The 26,845-nt window shown below is 33.8% G+C and carries 16 protein-coding genes; 3 read left to right on the forward strand and 13 right to left on the reverse strand.

The window, feature by feature from the left end:
• Positions 1-26: 26 nt before the first annotated feature.
• From GIY83_RS12770 to GIY83_RS12790, 5 genes are all read right to left on the reverse strand, one after another.
• A complete protein-coding gene (locus tag GIY83_RS12770) occupies positions 27-1,685 on the reverse strand; it encodes a family 16 glycosylhydrolase (protein ID WP_194615414.1) in 1,659 nt (552 codons plus the stop codon).
• 14 nt (positions 1,686-1,699) lie between these two features.
• Positions 1,700-3,256 carry a hypothetical protein gene (locus GIY83_RS12775; protein ID WP_194615413.1) on the reverse strand — a complete coding sequence of 519 codons (1,557 nt, stop codon included), beginning with the start codon at positions 3,254-3,256 and terminating at the stop codon, positions 1,700-1,702.
• An 11-nt stretch (positions 3,257-3,267) separates the two neighbouring features.
• The gene (locus GIY83_RS12780; RefSeq protein WP_194615412.1) at positions 3,268-4,743 is read right to left on the reverse strand and encodes a RagB/SusD family nutrient uptake outer membrane protein; all 1,476 of its coding nucleotides are present in this window, start codon (positions 4,741-4,743) and stop codon (positions 3,268-3,270) included.
• Positions 4,744-4,754: 11 nt separating this feature from the next.
• The gene (locus GIY83_RS12785) at positions 4,755-7,826 is read right to left on the reverse strand and encodes a TonB-dependent receptor (RefSeq protein ID WP_208681642.1); all 3,072 of its coding nucleotides are present in this window, start codon (positions 7,824-7,826) and stop codon (positions 4,755-4,757) included.
• A gap of 241 nt (positions 7,827-8,067) precedes the next feature.
• Entirely contained in the window at positions 8,068-10,869 is a 2,802-nt protein-coding gene (locus GIY83_RS12790; RefSeq protein ID WP_370514190.1) for a triple tyrosine motif-containing protein, read from the reverse strand.
• A gap of 355 nt (positions 10,870-11,224) precedes the next feature.
• Here GIY83_RS12790 and uvrA point away from each other — a divergent pair, with 355 nt between their 5' ends.
• Positions 11,225-14,020: an excinuclease ABC subunit UvrA gene (gene uvrA / locus GIY83_RS12795; protein ID WP_194615410.1), complete on the forward strand. Its 2,796-nt coding sequence runs from the start codon at positions 11,225-11,227 to the stop codon at positions 14,018-14,020.
• 204 nt (positions 14,021-14,224) lie between these two features.
• On the opposite strand, the gene GIY83_RS12800 is transcribed toward uvrA, so the two are convergent.
• The 6 genes from GIY83_RS12800 to GIY83_RS12825 all read right to left on the reverse strand — a co-directional run bounded on the left by GIY83_RS12800 (position 14,225) and on the right by GIY83_RS12825 (position 22,209).
• The gene (locus GIY83_RS12800) at positions 14,225-14,473 is read right to left on the reverse strand and encodes a hypothetical protein (protein ID WP_228520364.1); all 249 of its coding nucleotides are present in this window, start codon (positions 14,471-14,473) and stop codon (positions 14,225-14,227) included.
• Positions 14,474-14,766: 293 nt separating this feature from the next.
• Positions 14,767-16,419, reverse strand: a complete 1,653-nt coding sequence (locus GIY83_RS12805; protein ID WP_194615409.1) for a mechanosensitive ion channel family protein — start codon at positions 16,417-16,419, stop codon at positions 14,767-14,769.
• A gap of 95 nt (positions 16,420-16,514) precedes the next feature.
• Entirely contained in the window at positions 16,515-17,984 is a 1,470-nt protein-coding gene (locus tag GIY83_RS12810) for a lipopolysaccharide biosynthesis protein (RefSeq protein WP_194615408.1), read from the reverse strand.
• A gap of 40 nt (positions 17,985-18,024) precedes the next feature.
• Positions 18,025-19,314 (reverse strand): glycosyltransferase family 4 protein, encoded by a 1,290-nt coding sequence (locus GIY83_RS12815; RefSeq protein WP_194615407.1) that lies wholly within the window; start codon positions 19,312-19,314, stop codon positions 18,025-18,027.
• A 63-nt stretch (positions 19,315-19,377) separates the two neighbouring features.
• A complete protein-coding gene (locus GIY83_RS12820; protein ID WP_208681644.1) occupies positions 19,378-21,837 on the reverse strand; it encodes a YfhO family protein in 2,460 nt (819 codons plus the stop codon).
• A 51-nt stretch (positions 21,838-21,888) separates the two neighbouring features.
• The gene (locus GIY83_RS12825; RefSeq protein ID WP_228520363.1) at positions 21,889-22,209 is read right to left on the reverse strand and encodes a DUF4834 family protein; all 321 of its coding nucleotides are present in this window, start codon (positions 22,207-22,209) and stop codon (positions 21,889-21,891) included.
• An 89-nt stretch (positions 22,210-22,298) separates the two neighbouring features.
• Between GIY83_RS12825 and GIY83_RS12830 the strand changes: the two genes are divergently transcribed.
• Both GIY83_RS12830 and GIY83_RS12835 read left to right on the forward strand, forming a co-directional pair.
• Positions 22,299-23,276: a transporter gene (locus GIY83_RS12830; RefSeq protein WP_194615405.1), complete on the forward strand. Its 978-nt coding sequence runs from the start codon at positions 22,299-22,301 to the stop codon at positions 23,274-23,276.
• 52 nt (positions 23,277-23,328) lie between these two features.
• Positions 23,329-24,447: a GTP cyclohydrolase gene (locus tag GIY83_RS12835; protein ID WP_208681647.1), complete on the forward strand. Its 1,119-nt coding sequence runs from the start codon at positions 23,329-23,331 to the stop codon at positions 24,445-24,447.
• Positions 24,448-24,742: 295 nt separating this feature from the next.
• On the opposite strand, the gene GIY83_RS12840 is transcribed toward GIY83_RS12835, so the two are convergent.
• Both GIY83_RS12840 and GIY83_RS12845 read right to left on the reverse strand, forming a co-directional pair.
• Positions 24,743-25,222, reverse strand: a complete 480-nt coding sequence (locus GIY83_RS12840; protein ID WP_208681649.1) for a hypothetical protein — start codon at positions 25,220-25,222, stop codon at positions 24,743-24,745.
• 116 nt (positions 25,223-25,338) lie between these two features.
• Entirely contained in the window at positions 25,339-26,601 is a 1,263-nt protein-coding gene (locus tag GIY83_RS12845; protein ID WP_194615402.1) for a pyridoxal phosphate-dependent aminotransferase family protein, read from the reverse strand.
• Between the last annotated feature and the right edge of the window lie 244 nt (positions 26,602-26,845).

Below are 26,845 nucleotides of genomic sequence, written 5' to 3' on the forward strand. Positions count from 1 at the left end.
CTCATTCTTACTAATTAATTTATAATCTATTGATATACTCTTATATAATCAACCTCCATAGAAGATTGTGTAAAAGCAGGATCAATATTGCCGCCTAGATTACCTCCCATTGCAACATTCAGGATTAAGAAGAAGTCGCTGTTGAAAGGTAAAGTACCGTCGTTAGGAACAGAATGGATCTGAACATCATCTACAAAAGTTGTTACTGATGCAGGGCTCCAAACTGTTTTGTAAACATGAAATTCTGTTGAGACATTTGGTATCGTTTTAGAACCTGTATTACCTTGTCCTCCCGAATGTCCCGGATAATGAAGGGTACTCAAAATAACATTTTGATTTTTCCCAACATGCTCCATAATATCTATTTCGCCACAAGCCGGCCATGGTTTAGTTGCATAATTTGAACCCAACATCCAGATTGCCGGCCAGGTTCCTACTCCTGTTGGAAGTTTGGCTTTTATCTCGACTTTACCATAGGTGAATTTAAATTTACCATCGGTTTTAAGTCGGGTCGAAGAATAATTGGCACCTCCTGAAGCTTCTTTTTTAGCCGTAATTTTCAGGTTTCCGCCCTGAACGATTACGTTTGTTGCTGAGTTGGTGTAGTTTTGTTCTTCATTATTTCCCCAACCGCTGTCTCCTCTGCCAAGATCGTAATTCCACTTTGTCGCATCAGGTGCACCGTCTGTATTAAACTCATCAAACCAAACTAACTTTGTATAATCAGCCGGTGGTGCCTGAGTAGGTTTTGTAGTGGTAAATATATGATACCATGCCAATGCCGGATTACCGCCCATAACAGCTCTTACTACCATTCTGTTGGCTGTTATCGAAATTATTTCGTAAGTACTTTGTCCTATATAATAGCCCATAAATCCACCATCAGAGAAATTCATTGCTGTTCCTCTTGTTTGTGTTAGATGATCCGGGTTGTTCATCACAACCGATTCTGAAGGGCTTAGCGACACGATTTTTGTTCCGCTTGCATCATATGCCAAACATGCGTCATCTGGTGAACTTCCGCCTGCTACACTTGCAAAAGCTGCATTAAAGAATGTTGAGCCACCATTATCTAATTGGTATTTCACTACATCACCATCCAGAGAGAATGTTAAAACATTATCATACAAACAGCTACTTGCCGGTGAGGCTGCTTTTTCGAAAGGTCCTGCTGTATAATAATTAGCGAAATAATTTTTGGTTGCATCACCATCATTTTGTCCAACACCCAAATGTCCTGGTTCTGAAGCTGACCAATACCATTTTTTAGAAGTTCCGCCTGTTAAGAACGTTACGGCTTCAGGATCGCTAAAATCACTTTGCACAGTAACATCTATCGAAGTATTTGTTTCTATCCCTCCTGTTCCTGTTGCAATAACAGTTACGGTATAAGTATTAAGTCCCGGTTTGGTAAATCTTTTTTCGAATTTACCTGTTGGCGCATTTACTGAGGTTCCGTCGCTAAAAGCATATTTATACGATATAGCATTATTGGCCGTGGCGACAAGTTTTACTAATCCCGAACCATCTCCGTTTGGATCTGCATCGGTTTTACCTACAATCTCGGCTTTAATTACAAGGTCTGTCGGCGCTTGTAAGTTCCCGAATTTTAAATCGTCTTCCTGACAACCTACCATAAGCAGAATCGTAAGTACGGACGCGATATTTATAATTATTTTACGCATGATTACTTATATTTTTAATTGGATTGTTTAATATCATCAAAATAGTATGTTTTGCCTGTGCCATTGTTTCCAAAATCAAAGAAAAGCACTACTCTTTGATAATTATTGGCATTCACAATTCCATCAAAATCAAAAGTGAGTTCTTCCCAACTATTGGCAACTGTTGTAGTGGCATCAATTTCTTTGTTTATAGTGGCATCATTTAGATTTTCTAATTTAAATTTCACAATAATTCCGGCCTGAGGTGACCAGACTTTTATTTTTAGTTTTTTAAATGTTGAGAAATTAATCGCCGTTTCAAGCGCTAGTGATGAACCTGCCCAAACTTCGGCACCATTGTTTTTTGTTAAAGCACTTACCTTTGATGATGTATTGATTCCTGATTTATCAGGATTGGCAACTACCGATGCGGCCGCTCCACCAAAATTTCCGTAAGCATAAGTTAAGTTGGTCGATTCGAATGTTAATGGCAACACTAAAGATTCTGCTCCTGAAGTTAACTGAATATCATCATAGTAATAATCTACGCCTGTACCTGCATTACCAAAGTCAAAGAAAAGTACTACTCTTTGATATTTATTAGCATTATCAACAGCAGAGAAATCAAATACCAATTCTTCCCAATTGTTCGCTACTGTGTTGGTAACATCTACTTCGGTATTAATATCTGAATTGGTCAAATTTTCTAATTTCATTTTAACTACAATTCCCGCTTTTGGTGACCATGCTTTGATTTTGATTTTTTTCAGAGTAGAGAAATTAATTGGTTCTCCTAATTCTAAGAAAGAACCTGCCCATACCTCTGCACCCGCCGGTTTGGTTAATTTAGCCACTTTTGCACTTACGTTACTGGCATCTACACTAGGGTTATTGGCTACAACTGTTGCTACACCGCCAAAAGTAGTAAAGGCATAATTTAAGGTAGCCGATTCAAAATCAACCGGTAATAAAATTGGGTTCGAAATTGTAATCGATTCTGTATGTACCGATGTTGCTTTTCCTCCGCTTAAAGCGACAACTTTTACTTCGTAGGTTCCTATATTGGCATAGGTATGTTTAATGGTTTCACCTTCCATAAAATCAACCGGGATTTCATTTGGGGTTTCTCCAAAATAAACCTGAAAATAGGTTTCGAAACTGGCTTTTGCACTTACGGACGCTGATAAATTATCACCAACTACATGTGCTAAAGTTACCTGCAAATTACTTGGTGCCAAAAATGAAACTGTAACTTCCTGTGTTACTTCTGTAATTTTTCCATTTAATCCCATTGCCATAATCTTGGCCTGGTAAATACCTTCTTTGTACGTATGCGCTACGGTCGCTCCTGCCGAAAGATAACTCGACACCGGGCTTCCATCTCCAAAATTAATTTGATATTGCGTAACGCCTTCTCCTTTAGGCAAAAAAGTTACTTTACCTGAATTATCCTGAGTAATGGTTGTGAGTGCCGATATGTTTTTTGGCGCTCCTATCGAATCGATATCGACATCGCTGCCATTACTGTCATTAGAACAACCTACTGTGATTGCCAAAACGAACAGACTTATAATAAAATGTAATTTTTTCATAATACTATTTTTTAATATTGAGGATTTTGCTGCCAGTTTCCGTTTGCGAATTGAATCTCTTCGATAGGAACTGGGAATATTTCATTTTTTCCTGCCTTAAAACCAGCAATTTCCTGTGCTGCTTTACCTGTACGCACTAAATCGAAAAAGCGAATTCCTTCTCCAACAAATTCAAACCTTCTTTCTGCCCAGATAAAATCGGTTAGAGCTGGTCCTGAAGCTGAGATGTCATGATTTGTATCTCCAAATGCACGTCTTCTTACTTCGTTTAAATAAGTTCTGGCTTTAGCATCGCCTAGTCCTCCTCTACTATAAGCTTCGGCAGCCATTAATAATACATCTGCATAACGAATCGCTCTGTAATTATTAGGGTTTGTCAGGTTTTGATCTCCAATATTTGAATCTCCCTGACGTGGTAAATATTTTCTGTTAAAATATCCAGTGTGTTTATATCCCGTACCATAAGTAGCATTATTGGCTGCAGCCCAGGCAACAATATCCAAAATAGCAACATCTTTACGTTTATCGCCTACTTCAAATGCATTGGCAATTTTTGACGTTGGCACATTAAAACTATATCCTGAATCGAAAACAGGGCCTACATAATTTCTTATTCCGTTAAAACCTACAGCTACGTTACCTTCGCTACATTGGAGACATCCAAAACCTGCTCCTTCGGCATCACTGTATTGTACTTCGAATACTGATTCTTTTCCGTTTTCTCCTGCGTTTTCAAAAATGGTATTATAATCTGCTATCAAGGAATATTTTCCTGATTCGATTACTTTGTCTAAAACTTTAGAGGCATCAGCAAATTTATCCTGATACAAATACACTTTTCCTAATAATGCCTGTGCAGCTCCTTTTGTAGCTCTACCCACTTGTGGGGCATTCGGGTTTAAATTATCGATAGCATAAAGCAAATCAGCTTCAATAGAAGCGTAAACTTCAGGAACTGATGAACGGGGAATTTTTTTCTCGTCATCTAATTTAAACCTCTTATCTCCATTTAACGGAATGCCACCAAACCATTTTACTAATTCAAAATGATAATATGCTCTTAAAAAATGTGCTTCAGCCAATATTTGGTTTTTACCCGGAAAGTCTGTTTTATCTTTAAACTCCAGAATATAACTTGCTCTGTTTACTCCTGCAAACATCCAGTTCCAGACATCTTTTATATTACTGTTTACGGCAGTGTGCGTCATTTCATCTACTTGCTGGAAACCAACTACATCACTCGCGCTTTCTCCTCCGGCCAATGTATTATCTGAAGCTATTTCGCCCAATAAAACATTTATATAAGTAGATTGCAGCAAATCATATGCACCAATTAAGGCATTGTTATAATCTGATTCTGAATTAAAATAATTTTCAGAATCTATTGAATATACAGGCTCACGTTCTACAAAATTATCTGAACAAGAAACGCTCAAAGCTCCTAAAAGAACGATTCCTAATCCTATATTTATAATATACTTTTTCATTTTATTGTTTTTTAAAAATTTAGATTTAGTCCCATTGTATAAATCCTTGGTGTTGGATAAAATCCGTTATCGATTCCAGATCCTACAGACGATTGTGAAATGTTATCGTCATTTTGTGGCCCTGTTATAGCAGCCGGATCAAAACCTCTGTATTTGGTAAACGTGTATAGATTGTTTACCCCTACATACAAACGCAATTTTGAAATACCGATTTTATCCGAGAATGTTTTGTTTAATGTATACCCTAATTGTACATTCTGAATTCTTAAAAAAGAAGCATCTTCTACATAATAATCAGAAAAAAGGCTGTTGTTAGTTGCTCCCGTTGTAACTCTGGGAACGGTATTACTTGTTCCTTCTCCGGTCCATCTTCCTAACACATAATTAGATTTGTTTACATCTGTAAGTGTACGCTCGTAGTTTCTAACCATATCATTTCCTATTGAAGCATAAGCATAGGCAAGAAAATCAAGATTTTTGTAGTTAAGGGTTACATTTAATCCCATTATTACACTGGCAATCGGGTCTCCAATATTCGTTCTGTCTTTGCTGTCAATTACACCATCACCATTTATATCCTTAAAACGAATATCTCCCGGAGCTGTAGCTGCTCCTAAAGCTGCCTGCGATGGATGTGCTGCAATTTCGGCCTGGTTCTGAAAAATCCCGTCTGTTTTATATCCGTAAAAATATCCTATAGGTCTTCCTTTTTCCATTCTTGAGGGAAGAAGCGGTTGCCCGACACCAAAACTGCCTGCGTCTGTATAACCGGTACTATTGGCTACTTCTAAAACTTCGTTATCGATTGTAGTGATGTTGTATCCGATATTAAAATTAAAATTATCCGATATCTTGTCTTTATAATTAACAGCGAATTCGAATCCTTTGTTACGTACCGAACCTGCATTCATAGTTGGTGAAGAAGCTCCCGGAGCATAAACTCCTGTTATTCCCGAAACCGGAATTTTTGGTATTAATAATTTATCTCGTGTATCAATAAAATAATCTGCTGTAAAGTCCAGCTTATCATTAAATAAACGAAAATCAACCCCTACGTCAAACTTTTTAGCTTCTTCCCATTGTAATTTCGGGTTTGGTAATCCTCCAATTGCTGTTCCGTTTATCAGAGCGCCATTGTATACATAAGTTGCTTCTCCGTTTAATAATCCTGTATAACCATTAGGTCGGATCTGGTCATTTCCTAAAACTCCATAACTTAATCTGAATTTTAAGAAATTTAAAGTGCTATTATCTTTTAAAAATGATTCCTCAGAAATTACCCATCCTGCCGTAAATGACGGAAAGAAAGCTACTCTGTTCTCCGGACCAAATTTAGTTGATGAATCCCTTCTGATCACTCCGCTTAAAATATATCTTCCTTTAAAATCATATTCTAAAATTCCGGCATAAGAAACTCTTCTTTCATCATACCCATACGACGATACATCACGGCCACCAGCCGGACTTGTTCCTTTTGCAAGGTTTATATCGGCATATTTCCATGAATTATTAGGAACATCATAACCTGTAGCACCAAGTCCTGACCCCCAGGATTTATAAACTGTAGATACTAAGATTGCTTTGATATTATGATTTCCAAAAAGTGTCTTTTTGTATTCTGCAATAAGATCAAGTGTATAATCATTATCATTTACAGTATTTTGAGTCACACTGCTTCTGGTGATATCAAACACTTTTCCGCCGTAGCTTACTTGCTTAGAGAAGTTTCTGCTAATGCTATTTCCTGTGTTGAAACCAATACGAGATGTAAATTTAAACTCTTTGGTTATGTCGTAAATAAAGCTAACATTCCCGTTTAGTTTTCTTAATTTATAGTCATTATAGGTGTTTTCTATTTGTGCCAAAGGATTGATGATTTCAACTCCATAACCCGGTGCACTTGGAACTAAAGTATAATTTCCGTTTTGATCACGAACCGGCAAAGTCGAAGGTGTATTGATAGCATTAAAAAGTACCGATCCCAAACCATTTTCATTTAATGAATCTCTGTCGAGATACGTATAAATAATATTCGTTTGCAGTTTCATATTACTGGCTAAATCAGCACCTAAAGATAATCTTGCAGTATTTCTTTTAAAATCAGATTTTGGACCTCCAATAATACCTTGCTGGCTTAAATCTGATCCACTTAATAAATAGGTGATTTTATCTGAACCTCCGGAAATAGCGATATCATTATTAATAACCGGAGCTGGGTTGAAGATTTCTTTTTGCCAGTCTGTTCCTTTTCCTAAACCTGAAACATTAGGATAAGGCAATGCTTGTCCGCCATTAGCATAACTTTCGTTCAGTAACAATGCATATTCTGTAGCATTTAGTACCGACATTTTTTTGCTCGTTTCCTGAGTACCAAAAGAAGAGTTGAAAGAAACTTTGGTTTTAGAATTCTTTTTACCCGTTTTTGTTGTTACCAGCACAATTCCGTTGGCTCCCAATACTCCGTAAACGGCCGCCTGAGCATCCTTAAGTACTGTAATCGATTCGATATCACTTGGATTTAAAATACTCAAATCTCCCTGATAGCCATCTATAAATACAGTTGCTGCATTATTTCCGTTTGTGGCGATACCTCTAATATTGATATTCATTGGTGCGCCCGGAGAACCCGATTGTGCCGTAACACTAACCCCTGCCACAGTTCCCTGCAGGGCTTGTTCTACCTTAAGGGGATGAAGATCTTCGATGGTTTTGCTGGATACAACAGTAACTGCTCCGGTAACATCTCTCTTCTTTTTGCTGCTGTATCCTAATACAACAACTTCATCAAGCGATCTGGCATCGTCAATCATTTTAACTGTTATTTTGGTTCCTGCAACCGCAACTTCCTGCGTTTTAAAACCTATATAACTTAAAACGATTACAGTTCCTTTTGGAACTCCTGATAATTTAAAAGATCCGTCGAAGTCTGTGGTTGTACTTTGTGACGAACTTTTAACTTTTACATTTACGCCCGGTAGTGATAAACCCGAGCCATCTAATACTGTACCGCTTACATCAAAAGACTGCGAAAACGCATAAGATGTAAACAGCATTAGTACGGTTAGTAATAATCTAGATTTCATAATTAGTTAGTTTTTATTGAAAGATAAATTTATCTTATCCATTTAGGAAAACGACAATTTTAACCTCAACAAAAAACATACATCATAAAAAAATAACAGGTAAATTCAATATATCTCAAAATACACCCTTATTTAACTATAATTTACGAATGTTAATTTCTTTAACATTAACACTACAAAATCACAACAAATCGTTAATGTTGAGGTAATGTATAGTTTTTTAGAAGCATTTTTTGATGTACTATACAGCCAAAATATACTCGACTAAACCGTTTTCGTGCTGTAAATCCATTTTTTTACGCAAACGATACCTTTTTATTTCTACGCTGCGAACAGAAATATTAAACAATGGAGCAATTTCTTTTGATGAAAGATTCAAACGTAAATAAGCGCAAAGACGTAAATCATTTGGAGTAAGTACAGGATGCAGCTGTTTGATTCTTTTTAGAAAATCCTTATCGGCGTTATCAAAAGCTTCTTTGAATACGTTCCAGGAATCTTCCTCGGTAATGTTTTTGTTTATCGTACTTATGACCGATTTTATATTACTGCTATCGTTTTGACTGGTCTTTTTTAAATCTTCTTTTATAAATGCCAGCAACTCATTTTTACTGTTTAAACTCATGGTCGAAACCGCCAGTTCTCTATTTTTATTGTCAACATCCTGAGAAAGCTGCTCGTTTCTAAGCTTCATTAATTGCTGCTCATTTTCGAGTTCTTTAATCTCCAATAACAAATTATTTTCTTCTATCAGCTTCTCTTTTTGCTTGTGATAATAATTGAGATATGCCTTGTTTACAAAATACGCCAGCACCATCATTAAAAGAAAATAAATAAACCACGCCAAATTGGTCAAATACCAGGGTTTTAAAACCACAAATGTATAGGTAGCCGTATTTTGTAAAATGGTATTGGCATATTTTGCCCTTACTTTAAAAGTGTATTTTCCCGGTGCTAAGTTTTTAAAGTTCACCGTAGCTTTTGTACTCCATTCGCTCCAATCGTTCTGGAAACCTTCTAGTAAATACTGATATTCTGAGTTGATGTACTTATTATATTCCGGAACTGTGTAGTTTAAAGTGATGTTATTTTCATTCGATTTAAATTCTCCTTCATTCTGAATTGCAACGTTCTTTAAGGTTTCATTTTGTTTATTAATTGTAATATCAGTAATAAAGACGGTATAATTTTTAAAACTTAAATCCTCAATATTCAAAGTATAATACCCATCTGTTGTACCTATTAAATAAGTCGATTTGGAAATTTGTGTAATGTTCTCAAAACCTAGCATCGAATTGGTCAAAGAAGACGGAATGGGAATTATATTCTGCTTTAACTGATTGCTTAATTTACTGGCAGAAAAATAATGGATGTAGTTTTTAGAAAACAGCCAGATTTTGTTGGAATTGTCTACGATTAATTTCCCGGATGTATATTCGTCTTTTTCGAAAATAGAACTTAATAAATTATCTTTCTCAAATAGTTTTGTAATGGGATTTAATTTGAAAATTCCGTCTTTGTAGGCATAATAAATAGCATTATTAAATTTGACTAAACTCGCGTTTTTACCTTTTTTAGGCGATTTATAAGTGTAAAATGCATTTGTTTTTGATAAAGTCTGATCTAATTTTAATCGAAAAATTCCTTTATATTCATGACTTACATAAACATCAAAATTATTGTTGATTTCAAAATAACGCGATGAATAATCAAAACCCTGAATTTTATTTTTAAAAAACCACTGATTGTTTACTTTCTCTAAAACCGAAATTCCGTAATAATTCCCCTGAAGTAATTTGTTCTTGGCATTGGGAACAGGTTCAAATTTCCAGGTTCCCGAAGCAGAAAAGATGCTTCTTGCAGAATCATTCGTGATAATAAAAGTTCCTGAGTCGTGACCACAAAAAAGCGTGTTATCGTATACAAAAAGAGACCAAACCTGACCTTTTGTTCCGTTTATGAATTTAAACTCAGAATTACTTTGAGTATTTTTGTAAAACAATCCCTGATTGGTTCCCACATACAGCAAACCATTAAAAGTACCCGACGCATAAACCGTTCCCAGAACTCCGGTATCATCTGTAAAACTATGTACAGGCGAGTTGATATTGATGCAATTAATTCCGTTATCGAGTCCTGCCCATAAATTGCGGTCCTTATCTTCAAAAAGGGATAAAGCGGTATTATTACTCAGTCCTTTGCTTTGCGAAATATGATATTTTAGTTTTCCTGCATCTGATAAAATAAAAATCCCGTTCGAGACTGTGCCCAAAGCAAAACTTCCGTCTTCCAAAAGCTGACTGCTATACACAAAACTTGATTTTAGTTCAGCATCTACATCTGTTATAAAACGCGTTAGAGTATTTCCTGATAATTTATAAATACCATCTAATTGCGTCTGAATCAGCAAACCATCTTCTGTGGTAAATATATTTACCATCGTGAATTTTTTAAGAATTGGATGATCCGAAACTAATTTGGCTTTGCCGCTTTCTATTTCAAAAAGCCCCTCTTTTATCGTTTGGAAATAAATGGCATTTTTATTTGCGAATGATTTAACCACGCCATTTTTTGGTGCAATAATTTTAAATTTCCCTATTTTGGTATCATAAATATAAATTCGGTTTAAGGATTGAAATAAAATCCACTGATCGTATTTAAGAATATTCCAGAATTGTTCATCATCTAAAATTTTATTTTTGATGGTATCGCTGAGCGAAGTATACTTTAATTTACCATTTGTCCGCCTTGTCCAGTAGCCAAAATTCATATAGCAACCGGTATAGATTTTATTTCCAATTACTTTTACAGATCGCATTATGGTTTCATTGGGAGTAGGATACAATTGCCAATTTGTGCCGTTATATTCTAAGAGACCTTCATTGTTGGCAAAATACAAATAGTTCTGATCGTCCTGAGCGATCATCCAACTTTGATTTCCGGCACCATAAACAGAAGATGAATATTTGATAATGGGCGGAAACTCCTGCGAAAACAAGAGAAAACTGATTGAAAAAAGCAGAAAAGTAAATTTAGTTTTCAAATTGAGCCGTGGTATTAATTATTATTAAAACAGTTCTAAAATAGCTTATTTTATATTGAAACTACAAGTTTTTAATAAAATAAAACAAGATTTAGTATATCGGATATAATTACACTTTCAATCTCAAAACATCAATAATTTAAACTATTAAATATATCTCTATTCATAATTTACCATAACCTCAGGTTTCAACTTTGAGAAAACCGCAGAATAACGATCTTGCAAAAAGAATTTAAAGCCATTCTTCTCATAAGTAACTATTTTATAAACATGATAATTATGTTAGAATTTGGAACAATGGCATTAACAAAACTCAATTCAAAATTGATTACTTTTGTAAAAATTGACTTTTTGTATGCAGATTGATCTTTCTACACTCGACCCAAAACATAATATTATAATTAAAGGAGCACAGGTACATAATTTAAAAAATGTAGATGTTGCTATTCCCAGAAATAAACTTGTTGTAATCACAGGTCTTTCAGGATCAGGTAAATCAAGTTTAGCTTTTGATACTTTATATGCCGAAGGACAACGCCGCTATGTAGAGAGTTTATCCTCTTATGCGCGTCAGTTTCTTGGGCGATTAGACAAACCAAAAGTAGAATATATAAAAGGTATTGCTCCTGCAATTGCCATTGAACAAAAAGTAAATACAACAAACGCGCGTTCGACTGTAGGAACTTCGACTGAAATCTATGATTATGTAAAGCTTTTATTCGCAAGAATTGGCCGTACTTATTCCCCTATTTCCGGACTTGAAGTCAAAAAAAATACTGTTAGCGATGTTGTTGCCGATGTAAAAAGTATGCCATTGGACAGCAAATGGATGCTTCTGTCTCCTATTCATCTTGAAGAAGGAAGGAAACTCGAAGACAAACTAAAAGTATTGCTGCAACAAGGTTTTGCGCGTATTCTGGTTGATAACGAAATGGTTCGTTTAGATGAATTTACCCCTAAAGAAATTCATAAATTAGACAATAAAGATATTTTATTGATTATTGACAGAATCGTTGTAAAAGACGAAGAAGAGTTTTATAATCGATTGGCCGATGCCGTACAAACCGCTTTTTTTGAAGGAAAAGGAATTTGTTATCTTCAGGAAGCAGGTTCAGATAAAAGATTTACGTATTCGAATAATTTTGAATTAGACGGCATTACGTTCTTAGAACCTAACGTTCATTTATTCAGTTTTAATAATCCTTACGGAGCTTGTCCGGTTTGCGAAGGTTACGGAAATATTATTGGCATCGATGCTGATTTAGTAGTGCCAAATACTTCCTTATCGGTTTTTGAAAATGCTATTTATCCGTGGCGGGGAGATAGTATGAGCTGGTATAAAGACGAACTCGTTAAACACGCTTATAAATTTGATTTTCCTATTCATAAACCTTTCTTTGAATTAAGCGAAGATCAAAAAGATTTAATCTGGAAAGGAAATCAGTATTTTCAGGGTCTGAACGGTTTCTTTAAAGAACTTGAAGAAAAAAATTATAAAATTCAAAACCGTGTGATGTTATCGCGTTACCGCGGAAAAACAAAATGTCATGCTTGCCGCGGAAAACGTTTACGCGAAGAGGCTTCTTATGTGAAAATTAATGGTAAAACGGTTTCTGATTTAGTCGATTTACCAATTAAACATTTGGTTACTTTTTTCAAAAACATTGATCTAAATGTTTATGAGCAGCAAATTGCAAAGCGTTTAATGATCGAAATCAACAATCGTTTATCATTTTTAACAGAAGTTGGTTTAGATTATCTGACTTTAAACAGAAATTCTGCAACACTTTCCGGTGGAGAATCGCAGCGTATTAATCTGGCCACTTCATTAGGAAGCAGCTTGGTGGGATCAATGTATATTCTTGATGAGCCAAGTATTGGTCTGCACCCTAAAGATTCGGAACGACTGATCAAAGTTTTATTGTCGCTTCGTGATTTAGGTAATACTGTAATTGTAGTCGAGCACGATGAAGATATCATGAAAGCTGCTGATATGATTATTGATATTGGTCCGGAAGCAGGAACTTTTGGAGGTCATCTTGTTGCTCAGGGCACTTATGATGAAATTCTAAAATCAGATTCCTTAACGGCTAAATACCTGAATGGAGATTTAGAAATTTCGGTTCCTAAAAAGAGACGAAAATTCAAAAATCATATTGATATTGTTGGAGCACGAGAAAACAACTTAAAAAATATAAATGTTACTTTTCCTCTGGATGTCCTAACGGTAATTACCGGCGTTTCAGGAAGTGGAAAAAGTACTTTGATCAAAAAGATTTTGTTTCCGGCCATGCAGAAAAAACTGGAAAATGCTTCTGAAAAAGCAGGTCAGTTTAGCGACATAAAAGGTTCTTTCTCTCAGATAAAACATATCGAATATGTTGATCAAAATCCTATTGGAAGAAGTTCCAGATCAAATCCTGTAACGTATATAAAAGCTTACGATGACATCAGGGATTTATATGCTAAAGAGAAATTATCTAAAATAAGAGGTTATCAGGCCAAACATTTTTCTTTTAACGTAGATGGTGGGCGATGCGAAACTTGTAAAGGAGAAGGCTCAATAAACGTCGAGATGGTCTTTATGGCCGATGTTTCTTTACCATGTGAAACCTGCGGAGGCAAACGTTTTAAAAAGGAAATTTTAGAAATCACTTTCGACAATAAAAACATCAACGATATTCTAACCATGACTATTGATGATTCAATTGCGTTTTTCGATAAAAATAAACAAACCAAAATTACACAGAAGCTTCAGCCACTTCAGGATGTTGGTTTAGGCTATGTGCAATTAGGACAGTCTTCTTCTACTCTTTCCGGTGGAGAAGCACAACGTATTAAATTAGCTTCGTTTTTAGTAAAAGGGGCTACAAAGGACAAAGCATTATTTGTTTTTGATGAACCTACAACCGGTCTGCATTTTCACGATATCAAAAAATTATTAGCTTCTTTTGATGCATTAATAGAAAAAGGCCATTCGATAATTGTAATCGAACATAATCTTGATCTTATAAAATGTGCCGACTGGATTATTGATTTAGGTCCTGAAGGAGGAGAAAACGGAGGGTATTTATTAGCTTCGGGAACTCCGGAAGATATCGTAAAAGAAAAGAAATCTGTTACGGGAATTTATTTAAAAGATAAATTATAGAGGAAAGGTGTTGAGGTGCAAAGGAACAAAGGTTTTTACTTTTTATTTTAGAAAACTCAATACTTTACCCCCAAGAAATAGAAGAACATTATCTAAGGCTTCGACTTCGCCTCAGCCTGACAAATAAAAAAAAAAAAAAAATCCAAATTCCAATGAGTTAATCATTTGGAATTTGGAATTTTTTAATTTTGCGATTTAAATTTGTTAAGCGACTAAACATCGTTCTTCAAAAGGGAAACCATCTTCGTCGATGGCAACTAATACTTTTTTTTGTTTTGATGCCTCAATTGTCAAGTAAAGCCAAGCAAATGACCACAATCCTAAGGTTAGACAAAAAATAATGAAATTTAAACCATGATTTACTACTTTTCCGCCTTTAGAAAGGACTGCAAAAAGGAATTCATCATTTCTCTCTTCTAATGTAAATCCGTTATGAACTTTGTTTGATATCATATTAGAAAACACTTGTAAGCTCTGCTCCTGACTAAGTCCATTGTTCTTCATAATCATTACGTAAAAAAATTAATCCAAATACTGCAAAAATTACTTCACGCTTTAACATTTTTCAGCGTAGTAATTCAATTTAATAAACATAATAACACACACTTTTATTGTCTTAAATGAGATCTTTTTTATCCTACTAAGGGAAGTGTTGCTAAATTCTTAGCTAAAGTTAATTTTTATAAAATTAACTTCAAAATAAATCACTGTTAAAATTTTAAGATTAATAGCACATTATCAATTTATTAGCTTTTATCCTTAACATTAAAAGAAGGAGCTTCATAATCATTTTTCAAATAGCTTTCAGGAATAGTAGTATTGTTTCCGTCGCGTAAGGCACTATAATGTGGTGACATAATTTCGATTCCGGCCGCGTTAAACGAATCCTGAATATTTTGATGCAATGAAGAATAGATCATCGGTTGCTTTGTAGGTTGTTTCGTATATACATTAATTTGATACGAAACATAAAAGTCATCAAGGCTGGTTTGCAGTACAAAAGGCGACGGAGTCTGCTCGATCATTTCGGTTTTTAATGCTGCTTCAATCAAAGCTTTATGAATATCTTTCCAGGGTACATCATAACCAATTGAAACAGTAGTATGAATTAGCAACCCATTATTAACATGTTTTGTATTAGAAGAATAATTTGTAGAAGTACTCGATAATACCGTGGAATTTGGTATTGTAATATCTTCGAATTTTGGTGTTCTGATTCGGGTTACCAAGGCTGTTTTTTCGATAACTTCTCCGCTAACATCACCTATTTTTATAAAATCCCCAATCTTAAACGGACGCATATAGGTAATCACCAATCCCGCTACCATATTGGCAATAGCATTTGAGGAACCTAAAGAAAATAGAATCCCCACAAAAACGGAAACACCTTTGAAAATGGGAGAATCTGATCCCGGCAAATACGGAAATATAATAACCACCATGAATGCCAGCAATAGAAACCTGATAATATTAAATGTAGGCATTGCCCAGTCACTGTAAAAACCATCTATTTTTATATTCTCTTTTTTTATCTCATCAAAAAAGAACCGGATTACTTTTATGGTATATTTAAAAATAAAAACAATAACTACTATGGTAACAAAACTTGGCAAAAAATCAACAAATCCCATAATGGCCAATTTTGCAGGCGTAAGAATCCATCGCAATAATGTTGTTGTATATGCTTCTGTAGCCGGAAAAATGCTAAACAATAATGGCAATGAAAAATAAACAATCAAAACCAAAGTAAAACCTTTTACAAAGCTATACAATCGCATAAGTATCGATTGTTGCTTTTGTGGAGAAAGAATACTGATATTGTTATAAGTAAAACCTTTAAAATATTTATCGCTATTTTTAAGAATATGCAATCTTATTCTATTGAAAATCATACCTACAAAATACAAAACAATTCCGATGATAAGGATAAGCAATGCCGTATATCCAAGCCTTTTAGGAAGCATCGAATAATTTTCGTTTTGATAAATGATTGCTTTTTTTATCGCCTTCAAATTTCTTTTGGCAATAAAACCTGTAGTTTGATTTTCGGCCTTTGCATCACCATCAAGAATTGACATGATGATGAAATCATTTTTATAGACGATATCCTGAGAAATATCCGAAGGAACAACTACAATAGAATCTTTTTCAAAAAAAGAATCTTCATATAGTTTTCTGATTTTTTCTGTAATGGCATTTGCTCTGTTTTCGGCAGAAAAAGAACCCACTTTATTATAAACATAAAAAAGCGTATCCTTAAAAGGGCTAACAGGATATCCTTTTAGTTTTAATTCAGGTGTGACTATTTTTGACGCTTGTAAACTATCTTTTTGAGCAAAAGCCAGTGAAGAAAATAAAACAATAAAGAACGCTAAAAAACAAATTAATTTCTTTTTCATATTTTATTAGCAATAAGTTGGTTATCCTTCTAACAAATATAAAAACAAAATAGATTCAAATTTAAATTACTTTCTGTTTTCCCAATAAAATCTTACTAAATTTTAATTCCTATTTTTCGAAAAAGCATGTCGATTACTTTATTAATATCAGGAGAGATATTAAACTTGTAATTCAGGTAAACGTATAAAATTGTTACCAAAATAGATTTTAAAGCAATACTAATCAATTGGAAAAAAGGAAACTCCCAGAAATAAAATAATAAAAACAAAGCGAACGTAAGCAACATCGAATATATCGTTTGCTTGGTAAACGGATATAAATTAAGTTTTTTTACCACAAAAAGAAGCTTTGCCAAACTGTATAAAGTAATAGACAATAAAGTAGCAAAAGCAGATCCAAAGATTCCGAAAATCGGAATAAAAATCATGTTTAGAACTACGGTTAAAACCACAAGCATTAATCCTAAATACAATACCATTCGATAGTATTTGGTATTAAAAATAATAGCATTATTGTTTCCTAAAATCAAGTCGAAATACTTCGATAATCCTATCATAAATACAACGGCAATTCCTCCGCTGTATTCTTTTGGAACCAATTCGTAGAGCTGATTAATATTTACAAATATGCAAAGCATTACAAAACCACCTACCATCTGCAAATTTATTGAGGTCTTTTTGTATAGTTGATTTAACTCATCGTGCTTGTTCTCATGCATTAATTTTGCCGTAATTGGATATACAATTTGGTGCATGGCACGGCTTGGAACAGAAATTACCAAGGCAATATAAGTAGCCACAGAATAGAAAGCGATATTTTCAATCTGCATATATTGATTTAATATCATTTTATCACCGTCCAAAAGTAAATTAGCCACACTTCCTGATAGAATAATATAAAAAGTATATACTAATATATCTTTTGTATTTGTTGGTATTGTAAACTGAAAAGTAGGCTTCTGAATGCTAAATGCATATAACATGGTTATCAGGAATGCAAAGAAATATAAAATTGCTGTTGCGTACACAAAACCTTCTACACTAAGCCAATCGTAGTAAACACCTACTAATAGAAATAATGAAAATAATCGTAAACCTACTTCCTTAACAAAGTTTCCAAAAACCGAATGCATATTTACTCGCAGCCAAGCATAAAAAATTTCAAAATATGCCATACATAACCCTATAAAAGGTATTAGCCAAATATAGCTTTTTACAATCGCATTCTTTTTTGACAAAAAGAACAGAATATCATCATAAAAAATAAGTCCAATCAGTAAAAGTGGAATTATTAATAGCAAAGGAAACAAAACAGTAAAGGATAAAAAACGGGATTTTTCTTCTTCAGTTTGATATTGTGAATAAAATTTAACCAAAGTATTTTGCATTCCAATCGCAAACAATGGCATAATCACATTCGCACAAGACGTCACATAATTAGTCAAACCATAATAAGTTGCTCCTAAATAAACCGGGTATAAATAAAGTGTATTGATGGCTCCAATAGCGAAACCGATATAAGTAATAATTGTATTTTTGAAAGACTGATTTAAAACAATACCCATGTTTGGATTTTAGATTTTTAGATTTTAGATTATTGCAATCTTATGATTTGCTAATCAATTGTGCCAATTGTTTAGTTAGGCTTTTTCTTGAATATTGTTGTAAACCAACACCATGAGATTGTAATTTGCCTTCCAAAAATTGATTATAAAAGTCCAAAATTACACTTTTTAATTTCGCTTTTTCAGAATAATCAAAAAATACTCCTGTATTGGTCTCTTTAATAATATCGGCAAAATCTGATCCGTTTGGACCAATAGCAATTATAGGGCGATTTGATACCATATATTCGAACAATTTACCCGGAATAATACTTTTAGTATCTTCAGAATTAATCTCGATTAAAAGTAAAACCTGAGACTTTTTTTGATGTGCAATGGCTTCGTGATGCGAAACATATCCTAAAAGATTCAGATAGTCATTTAAATTAAATTCTCCAATAGCATCTAAAACTTCCTGACTTACTGCTCCTATGAGTTTAATTTCTAAATGTGTTTTAAAATCAGGTATTTGCTGAAGCAACTCTACCAGACATTCCCATAAAAACTTCGGATTTCTATCAGACAAAAATGAGCCGATATGTGCCAGAGTAAATTTAGTATCCAGAGTTTGTTTTTCTACATTCTCGATATCATAACCATTCGTAATTACCGAAATTGGCTTATTGGTAATCGCCTGAAACTCGGTTTTTGTAGTTTTACTTGTTACAATAATCGTATCTGCAGCATTAAGTACTTTATGCTCTAGACTTTTATGTTTTTTTGCAGCATAAGCTGATAAACGCAATGCTTTATGATAGCCGATTGTAGTCCAGGGATCACGAAAATCTGCAAACCATTTTACGTTTAATTTTTCTTTTAATTCTAAACCTACCAAATGCAAACTATGCGGTGGCCCAGAAGTTACAATGGTATCTATATTATTTTCCTTAATATACTTTTCAAGATAAGCCACTGAAGGTTTTACCCAAAAAACACGTGCATCGGGAATAAAAAGATTTCCGCGAATCCAAAGAAATGTTTTATCTAAAAAAGTTTGTTTTTTCTTATGCGGAAAAATTCCCGAACTAATTTTCTTGGTTTTATTCTTCGAAAAAACAGACGCCAATTGATAAGGCTCCCAAATTTTATTTTTCAGAACAATTACCTTATCAGAAATCTGATCAACTAAACCTTCATCAATTATAGGGTAAGTTGGATTTTCAGGAATGTAAACAATGGGCTGAACATCAAATTCAGGTAAATATTTTACAAATTTTAACCAACGCTGTACTCCCGGACCTCCTGCAGGCGGGAAATAATAAGTAATGATTAAGAGTTTTTTTTGTTCCATCAGGTTTAGTCTGTTTCACAGAGATACACAAAGCTTTCACTAAGTTTCACAAAGCTTTTAAGGTTATTTTTGAGTATCTCCGTGATTTCTTTGTGAATCTTTGCGGTAGAATTTTTCGAAATAAATTCCGCCAATCAGCAATAATAACATTCCAATTGAACTGGCCAAAGTTATTATACTTCCTGTTTTAACAACCTGAGGTTCAAATTTAAACTCGATAGTATGTTTTCCGCCAGGAACTTCCATAGCTCTTAAAACATAATCAACAGGAAAATGTGTCGTTAACTCACCATCAATATAAGCGTTCCAGCCATTTTTATAATACACCTCAGAGAAAACAGCTAAACCGTCTTTTTTATTATCAGACTTATATTTGATATAATTTGGTTTATATTCTACAACTTTAATCGTTCCTGTAGTATCCCACTGTTTCTTTAAACGCGCGCTTCTAAATTTACCTTCGTGTTCACGAACATTAAAAATAGCTACTTTTTTAGTATCGATATGATCTAGAGCTTTCATCACATCGTCCGGTTTATTGACCAATTTTACGGTACTAACAAACCAGGCATTTCCGTTTGTATTAGGGTTGATAGTTGGAAATTCTTTTCCTTCCTTATCTGTTTGGATAATGTATTTTACATTCAGCATATCCAAAACTTCCATATTGTTTTTTGCAATCTGATAATCGAATAACTGTTGCATTCTTCTAGGTTTTGCAGCATGATATCCACCTAAGGAATGGTGGAAATAAGAGGCACGTGCGCTAGACATATTGCCGTTTACTTCAAAAACCCTGTAATGTGTTGTATCTTTTAAAATCTGAGCATCAGATGGTGTTTCCTGAAACGGAGCTGCAATTTGAGCAGGACTCACAAAATCTTTAGCCGAAACATACTTTTTATCGACAAAAAACAAATCGAAAATCATTAAAAGACCAACGATAATTAGCGTAGTATTTTGAGCTAATTTATTTTTAATGAACAACCATAAAATTCCAAAAGTCAGTACTATAAAAAATCCTGAACGCAATAAATCTGCAGAGTAAAGCGTCATTCTGTCTTCTTTTAAGGCATCAACAAAAGCCGGTCCGTAACTTTCTAAGAAATAATTATCACTGCTTCCTGTAAAATGGAACATGCTTTTAGCAAATACTAAAATCACAATTATCCCAAGACCAAAAACACCTGTTTGCACAAGGGCTTTCTGTTGTAGTTTAGGTTCATCTTTTGCTTTAAAGAAAGATTGTAATCCCATAATAGCTAAGACAGGAAAACACAACTCAAGAATAACCTGAATCGATGAAACTGCTCTAAACTTATCGTACATAGGCACATAATCGATAAAAAAGTCTGTCAATAAAGAGAAATTTTTACCCCATGAAAGTACCAATGCTACCAATGCTCCGCAAAGGAATACGTATTTTATTTTTCTATCATCAATAAATAATGCCAAAACTGCTAAAAAGAAAACAACAACCCCAATATATGCAGGAGCAGCAACGATAGGCTGATCTCCCCAATATGTTGGCATTCCTGATACAAAATCCTGAGCCTGTTCTGAAGGAACTCCCTGTTCGATCATAAACGAATACATACGACTGTCGCTTCCAACATTTTCGTGATTAGAACCTCCAAAAAGTCGTGGAGCAATTAAGTTAAAACTTTCAGGAATTCCGTAACTGTATTCTGTAATATATTCGCGGCTTAAAGCATTTTCGTTGGTCTTTTTGGATCCGTCAGGATTAAAAGTCAATTCGCTGTTGCTACGGGTACTAAATTTAGCATACTCGCTTGTTGCCATTAAATTGGTAGAATTGGCACCAATAGCAAAAATTCCTGCTACAGCCAAAACACCCATAGCAGTTAAGAGCGGTTTATATTCTTTTTCTTTAATAAAATTAAAAGCAAAATAACCTGATAATATCAACAAGAATATCAATAAATAATAAGTCATTTGAAAGTGGTTTGCATTAATTTCTAATGCAACAGCAAACATGGTGAGCAAACCTCCCCAAATATATTTTTTCTGAAAAACCAATATAAATCCGGCAATAACAAGCGGCATATAAGCAATTGCATGTGCTTTTGCATTATGTCCTACTCCCAGAATAATGATTAAATAGGTAGAAAAACCAAAGGCAATGGCGCCAATAAAGGCTTTTAAAGGATCTGTTTTTAAAACTAATAATAAGCCGTAAAAACCCAAGAAATATAAAAACAGATAATCTGCTGGACGAGGTAAAAAACGTAAAACATCATCTAAATGTCCAATAAAATCGTTAGGATAATTTGCTCCTAACTGATAAGTTGGCATACCACCAAATGCTGAATTGGTCCAATAAGGCTCAGAATGCTCTGTAGCTCTAAAATCATTTTGCTCTTTGGCCATTCCGGTATATTGAGCAATATCCGATTGGAAGATTTGTTTTCCCTGTAAAACCGGGTAAAAATAAATTAAAGAAACGATAATAAAGCCCAATATAACAAGGGCATGCGGATAGAACTTATTTACTATTTTCAATTGAAACTGGTTTGGGTTAAATGATGAATCCTATAACTCTAGGACACAAACTTAATCTATTTCTTCGTAATCAACATAATCGCCCACCTTTTTGGTTTCGCGTGGCTTTTTTGCATTGGCCGTATCGATAATAATTTCATCATTATTCGAACGTGTTTTTTGCCATGTAGTATCCTGACTATATTGTTGTTGTCTCTGAAAATTCTCTCCTGCTTTTTCAACCGCTTTCTTTACCAATACCGGCAAAAAGATTTTAGCTAAAAATTTAAAAATATAATAAAACGCAATAATCCACATTATCGTTTTAAACAAATTTGTAAAAGATGCTTCTTGCATGATCATATAATTTTTTTCCAAAATTAATAAATCCATTGTTTAAAATTAAAATATCAATCTTAAATAAATAATAAAATATAGTACATTTGAAATGCGTTATTACTTTTTAATCAAAAAAAACGTTTATGTTAAAAAATAAAAACTTATTTATTGCAACTCTTTGTTTAGTTCCTCAATTATTTTTCGCGCAATATACTGATGTTATTAACTCTAATCGTCCGGGTGAAACAATGTCTGCGTATGCAGTTGGAAAATCTGTAATTCAGGCAGAACTTGGTGTTTACGGCATCAAAGAAAAACACGATTTATTAAATTATGATGCAAGTGGTTTTGGTACAGATTTAACCCTGCGCTATGGTGCATTTTTAGAAAAATTAGAATTGATTCTGGACATACAATATCAAATGGAAAATTTTGATACTCCATACACCAGCTATAAAAAGAATAATTTCAGACAAACCGTTTTAGGAGCGAAATATTTAGTTTACGATCCTTATAAAAATTACAAAAAAGAAGCCAATATATACAGTTACAAAGCCAATCATAGTTTTAACTGGCATGAACTAATTCCTGCAGTTTCTATTTTTGCAGGAGCCAATTTTACCGGAGCTGACAATCCGTATTACTTTTCTCCGCAATCTGCAATATCCCCTAAAGTGGCTTTGATTACGCAAAATTTATTTGGAGGAGGAAAATGGGTATTTGTAACCAATATTATTGCCGATTATATTACAACCGATTATCCTAGTTATGGTTACGTATTAACACTAACACACGGATTTAATGACAAATGGTCTGGTTTTGTTGAAAATCAAGGTTATAAAAGCGATTTCTACAGTGATGCCATTGTTCGTGGCGGAGCTGCTTATTTAATCAATTCTAATCTTCAGGTTGATGCTTCTGTTAGTACCAATTTCAAAAACACACCTTCAGTTTTATATGGCGGAGTTGGTGTTTCGTGGCGTTATGACGGAAGTTACAAAGAAAAACAAATGGAGTTTAAAGGTAAAGAAAAAGCAAAAAAGAACAAGGACAATCAGATGGAACAAAGAGAAATCGATTACCAGGCAAAAGAAAGAAAGCGTAAAGCGAAATACGAATAATTTTAATAACCAACTTCTCTAAATAAAGAGACAATTTACATACTGAATCTTAATGATTACAATTAAAGAAGCCAAAACCAAAAAGGAATTAACCGACTATGTGAAATTTCCGTTTTCTCTCTATAAAGACAATCCGTATTGGGTTCCGCCTATTATTGCAGATGAACTAGAGTCTTTTGACAAAACAAAAAATCCTGCTTTTGATAATGCCGAAGCCTATTTTTATCTGGCCTACAAAGACAATCAAATTGTGGGAAGAATCACAGCCATCATCAATTGGGCTGAAGTCAATAATCAGCACAAAAGAAAGGTTCGTTTTGGATGGTTTGATGTTATCGATGATATCGAAGTAACAAAAGCTTTATTAGAAAAAGTATACGAATTAGGAAGACAACATAGTCTGGAACACGTTGAAGGTCCAATGGGATTTTCGAACCTGGACAAAGTTGGTGTTCTTACAGAAGGTTATAACCAGATGGGAACCATGATTACATGGTACAACAATCCTTATTATGTGACCCATTTTGAACAATTGGGCTTTCAGGTAGAAAAGGAATATATCGAAAGTATTTTTCCGTTTTCGAATGTTAAACCTGAATTTTTTCTCAAAGCACAGGAATTAATCAAAAAAAGATACGGTTTAAGATCACTAACCTTTACCAAAACAAAAGACATTATGCCACACGTGGATAAAATGTTTGATTTGTTTAATGAATCTTATGCTAAATTGGCTTCGTTTGTAGCGATCTCAGATGTTCAGAAAGAATATTTCAAGAAGAAATACATCAGTTTCATCAATCCTGAATATATTAAATTTGTTGTGGATAAAGAAGATAATCTGGTGGCTTTTAGTATTGTAATGCCAAGTTTTTCTGAGGCTTTGCAAAAAGCAAAAGGAAAACTATTTCCGTTTGGATTTATTCATCTATTAAAAGCACGAAAACAAAGTAAAGATGTTGTTTTTTACCTTATCGGAGTTCATCCGGATTACCAAAACAAAGGAGTTACAGCTATCATTTTTGATGAATACTATAAAACATTTTCAGAAAAAGGAATTCAAAATTGCATTAGAACTCCTGAATTAGCCGAAAATACAGCTATTCATTTACTTTGGAAAAACTTTGATCCAAAAATTCATTGCCAAAGAAAAACATATCTGAAATATCTTTAGTTTTGAGTTTAAACATTAAAAATATTAAATGCCAATCATTAAAATTTGTAATGAATGCGAAAGTGAGTTTTATAAACAATCTTCCATAATGGAAAATTTATGTCCTGAATGCGCAAGTGTTTTGTACGGATATAAAAATTGCCAGCATGAATTTGTAAATCACCGATGCAAAAAATGTTATTGGAACGGAAATTCAAGTGATTACGTAAATAAAATAAAACCATAGCAAAATATAAAACTAAAAAATCCATTCTCCCTAAAGAATGGATTTTTTAATAATAGCGGAATAAAGAGATTATTCTGCTTTACAATCAACTTTTGTCAATGTATTTTTTTGATCAAATTTTAGTAGTTTTTTATCCTTAAAGGAAACTTTACCATTTGCTTCTACAACATCACCATATCCTTCATAAAGAATCCCTTCTCTTTCAATAAAAGCAACCTCTCTGATAGATGAAACTCCTTCTGACATAAAAGTATAATCGGCAATCAAAGTATCACCTTTCATATTCCCTATCACAGTCCCTTCATTTTTATCTTTTCCGGCTATATTATAGCTTAATTTTCCATTTACTTCCTGATGTGAGTTAACATTATAACTCAGTTCAATTTTACTGGCACCTGTTGATGCATAACATTGATCTCCTGATGGCTCAACGATTTGAGCTTCTTTTGGTGCTTTTGGTGTAATTTCTACCGGTTCTGCAACTTGATCTTTTTTACAAGAAGCAAAAACACTTAAAGTAATAATTGTAACGGCTAGTATTTTCTTCATGTTCTTTTGTTTTTAAAATTAGTTGATATAAAATTACTTTAAATAAAAAAAATCCATTCGCATAACGAATGGATTTTTTTACATAATTCCCATATCAGGAATTTATTTTCTAGAAATTAAGCATCCAGATCTACTGTGGTTCTGCTTGCAATTTCTTTATAAGTACCGTTCTCTAATTTTTCACGTATTGCTTCAAATGCTGTTAACGTTTCATCGATATCAGCCAAAGTATGTGAAGTTGTTGGAATCATCCTTAACAAAATAATTCCTTTTGGGATTACCGGATAAATTACAATCGACAAGAAAATACCGTAGTTTTCTCTTAAATCGTTTACCATTACCATTGCTTCCGGAACACTTCCTTCTAAATAAACTGGTGTTACACAAGTATTTGTATCTCCAATATTGAAGTTTCTTGAACGTAATCCGTTTTGTAATGCATTTACGTTTTCCCAAAGTTTGTCTTTCAACTCAGGGTGATTACGCAATAATTCTAAACGTTTCAATGAGCCAATGGTTTGAATCATTGGCAATGCTTTTGCAAACATTTGAGAACGTAAGTTGTATTTTAAATAATCAATAATATCCTGATCAGCAGCTACAAAAGCTCCAATATTAGCCATTGATTTTGCAAAAGTAGAAAAGTAAACATCGATACCGTCCTGAACTCCCTGCTCCTCACCTGCTCCGGCTCCTGTTTTACCAAGAGTACCAAAACCGTGTGCATCATCTACTAATAAACGGAAATTATATTTTTCTTTTAGAGCTACAATTTCTTTTAGTTTACCCTGTTGTCCTCGCATTCCAAAAACACCTTCGGTAATAAATAAAATACCTCCGCCTGTTTCTGTTGCCATTTTAGTAGCACGCTGCAGGTTTTTCTCCATACTTTCAAGATCATTGTGCTTGTAAGTAAAACGTTTACCCATATGCAAACGAACACCATCAATGATACAAGCATGAGAATCTACATCGTAAACAATAATATCGTTTTTAGTTACCAAAGCATCAATGATAGATACCATTCCTTGATAACCAAAATTCAATAAATATGCAGCCGGTTTCATTACGAACTCAGCTAATTCGTTTTCTAATTGCTCATGATATTTAGTATGTCCTGACATCATACGAGCTCCCATTGGGTAAGCCGCTCCAAACTGAGTTGCAGCATCAATATCCGCCTGACGAACCTCCGGATGATTCGCAAGACCTAAATAGTCATTCAAACTCCAATTTAAAATATCTTTTCCACCAAATTTCATTCTTGGACCAAGTTCCCCTTCTAATTTAGGGAATACAAAATATCCCTCAGCTTGTGAAGCCCATTTTCCTAATGGTCCTTTATTGTTCTGAATTCTTTCGAATAAATCTTTTACCATAAATATATTTTGAAGTAATAATTTTCATTTAACAGGGTGCAAAAATAATGATTATTATTCTAAAATCGAGTTTGCCCTTTATTTTTATTAAAAAAATCAGGTAACATCGATCAAATCGTATTTATTTTTAACGCTTCCCGACTATAAATTAATTTTAGAATCACAGAGAATTTCAAATTTAAACAATGATATTCTGCAACATGACTTTTATCATTATAAAAGACAAAACCGTCCCTTAATTTTA

The organism is Flavobacterium sp. SLB02, from assembly GCF_009664855.1.
Classification (GTDB): domain Bacteria; phylum Bacteroidota; class Bacteroidia; order Flavobacteriales; family Flavobacteriaceae; genus Flavobacterium.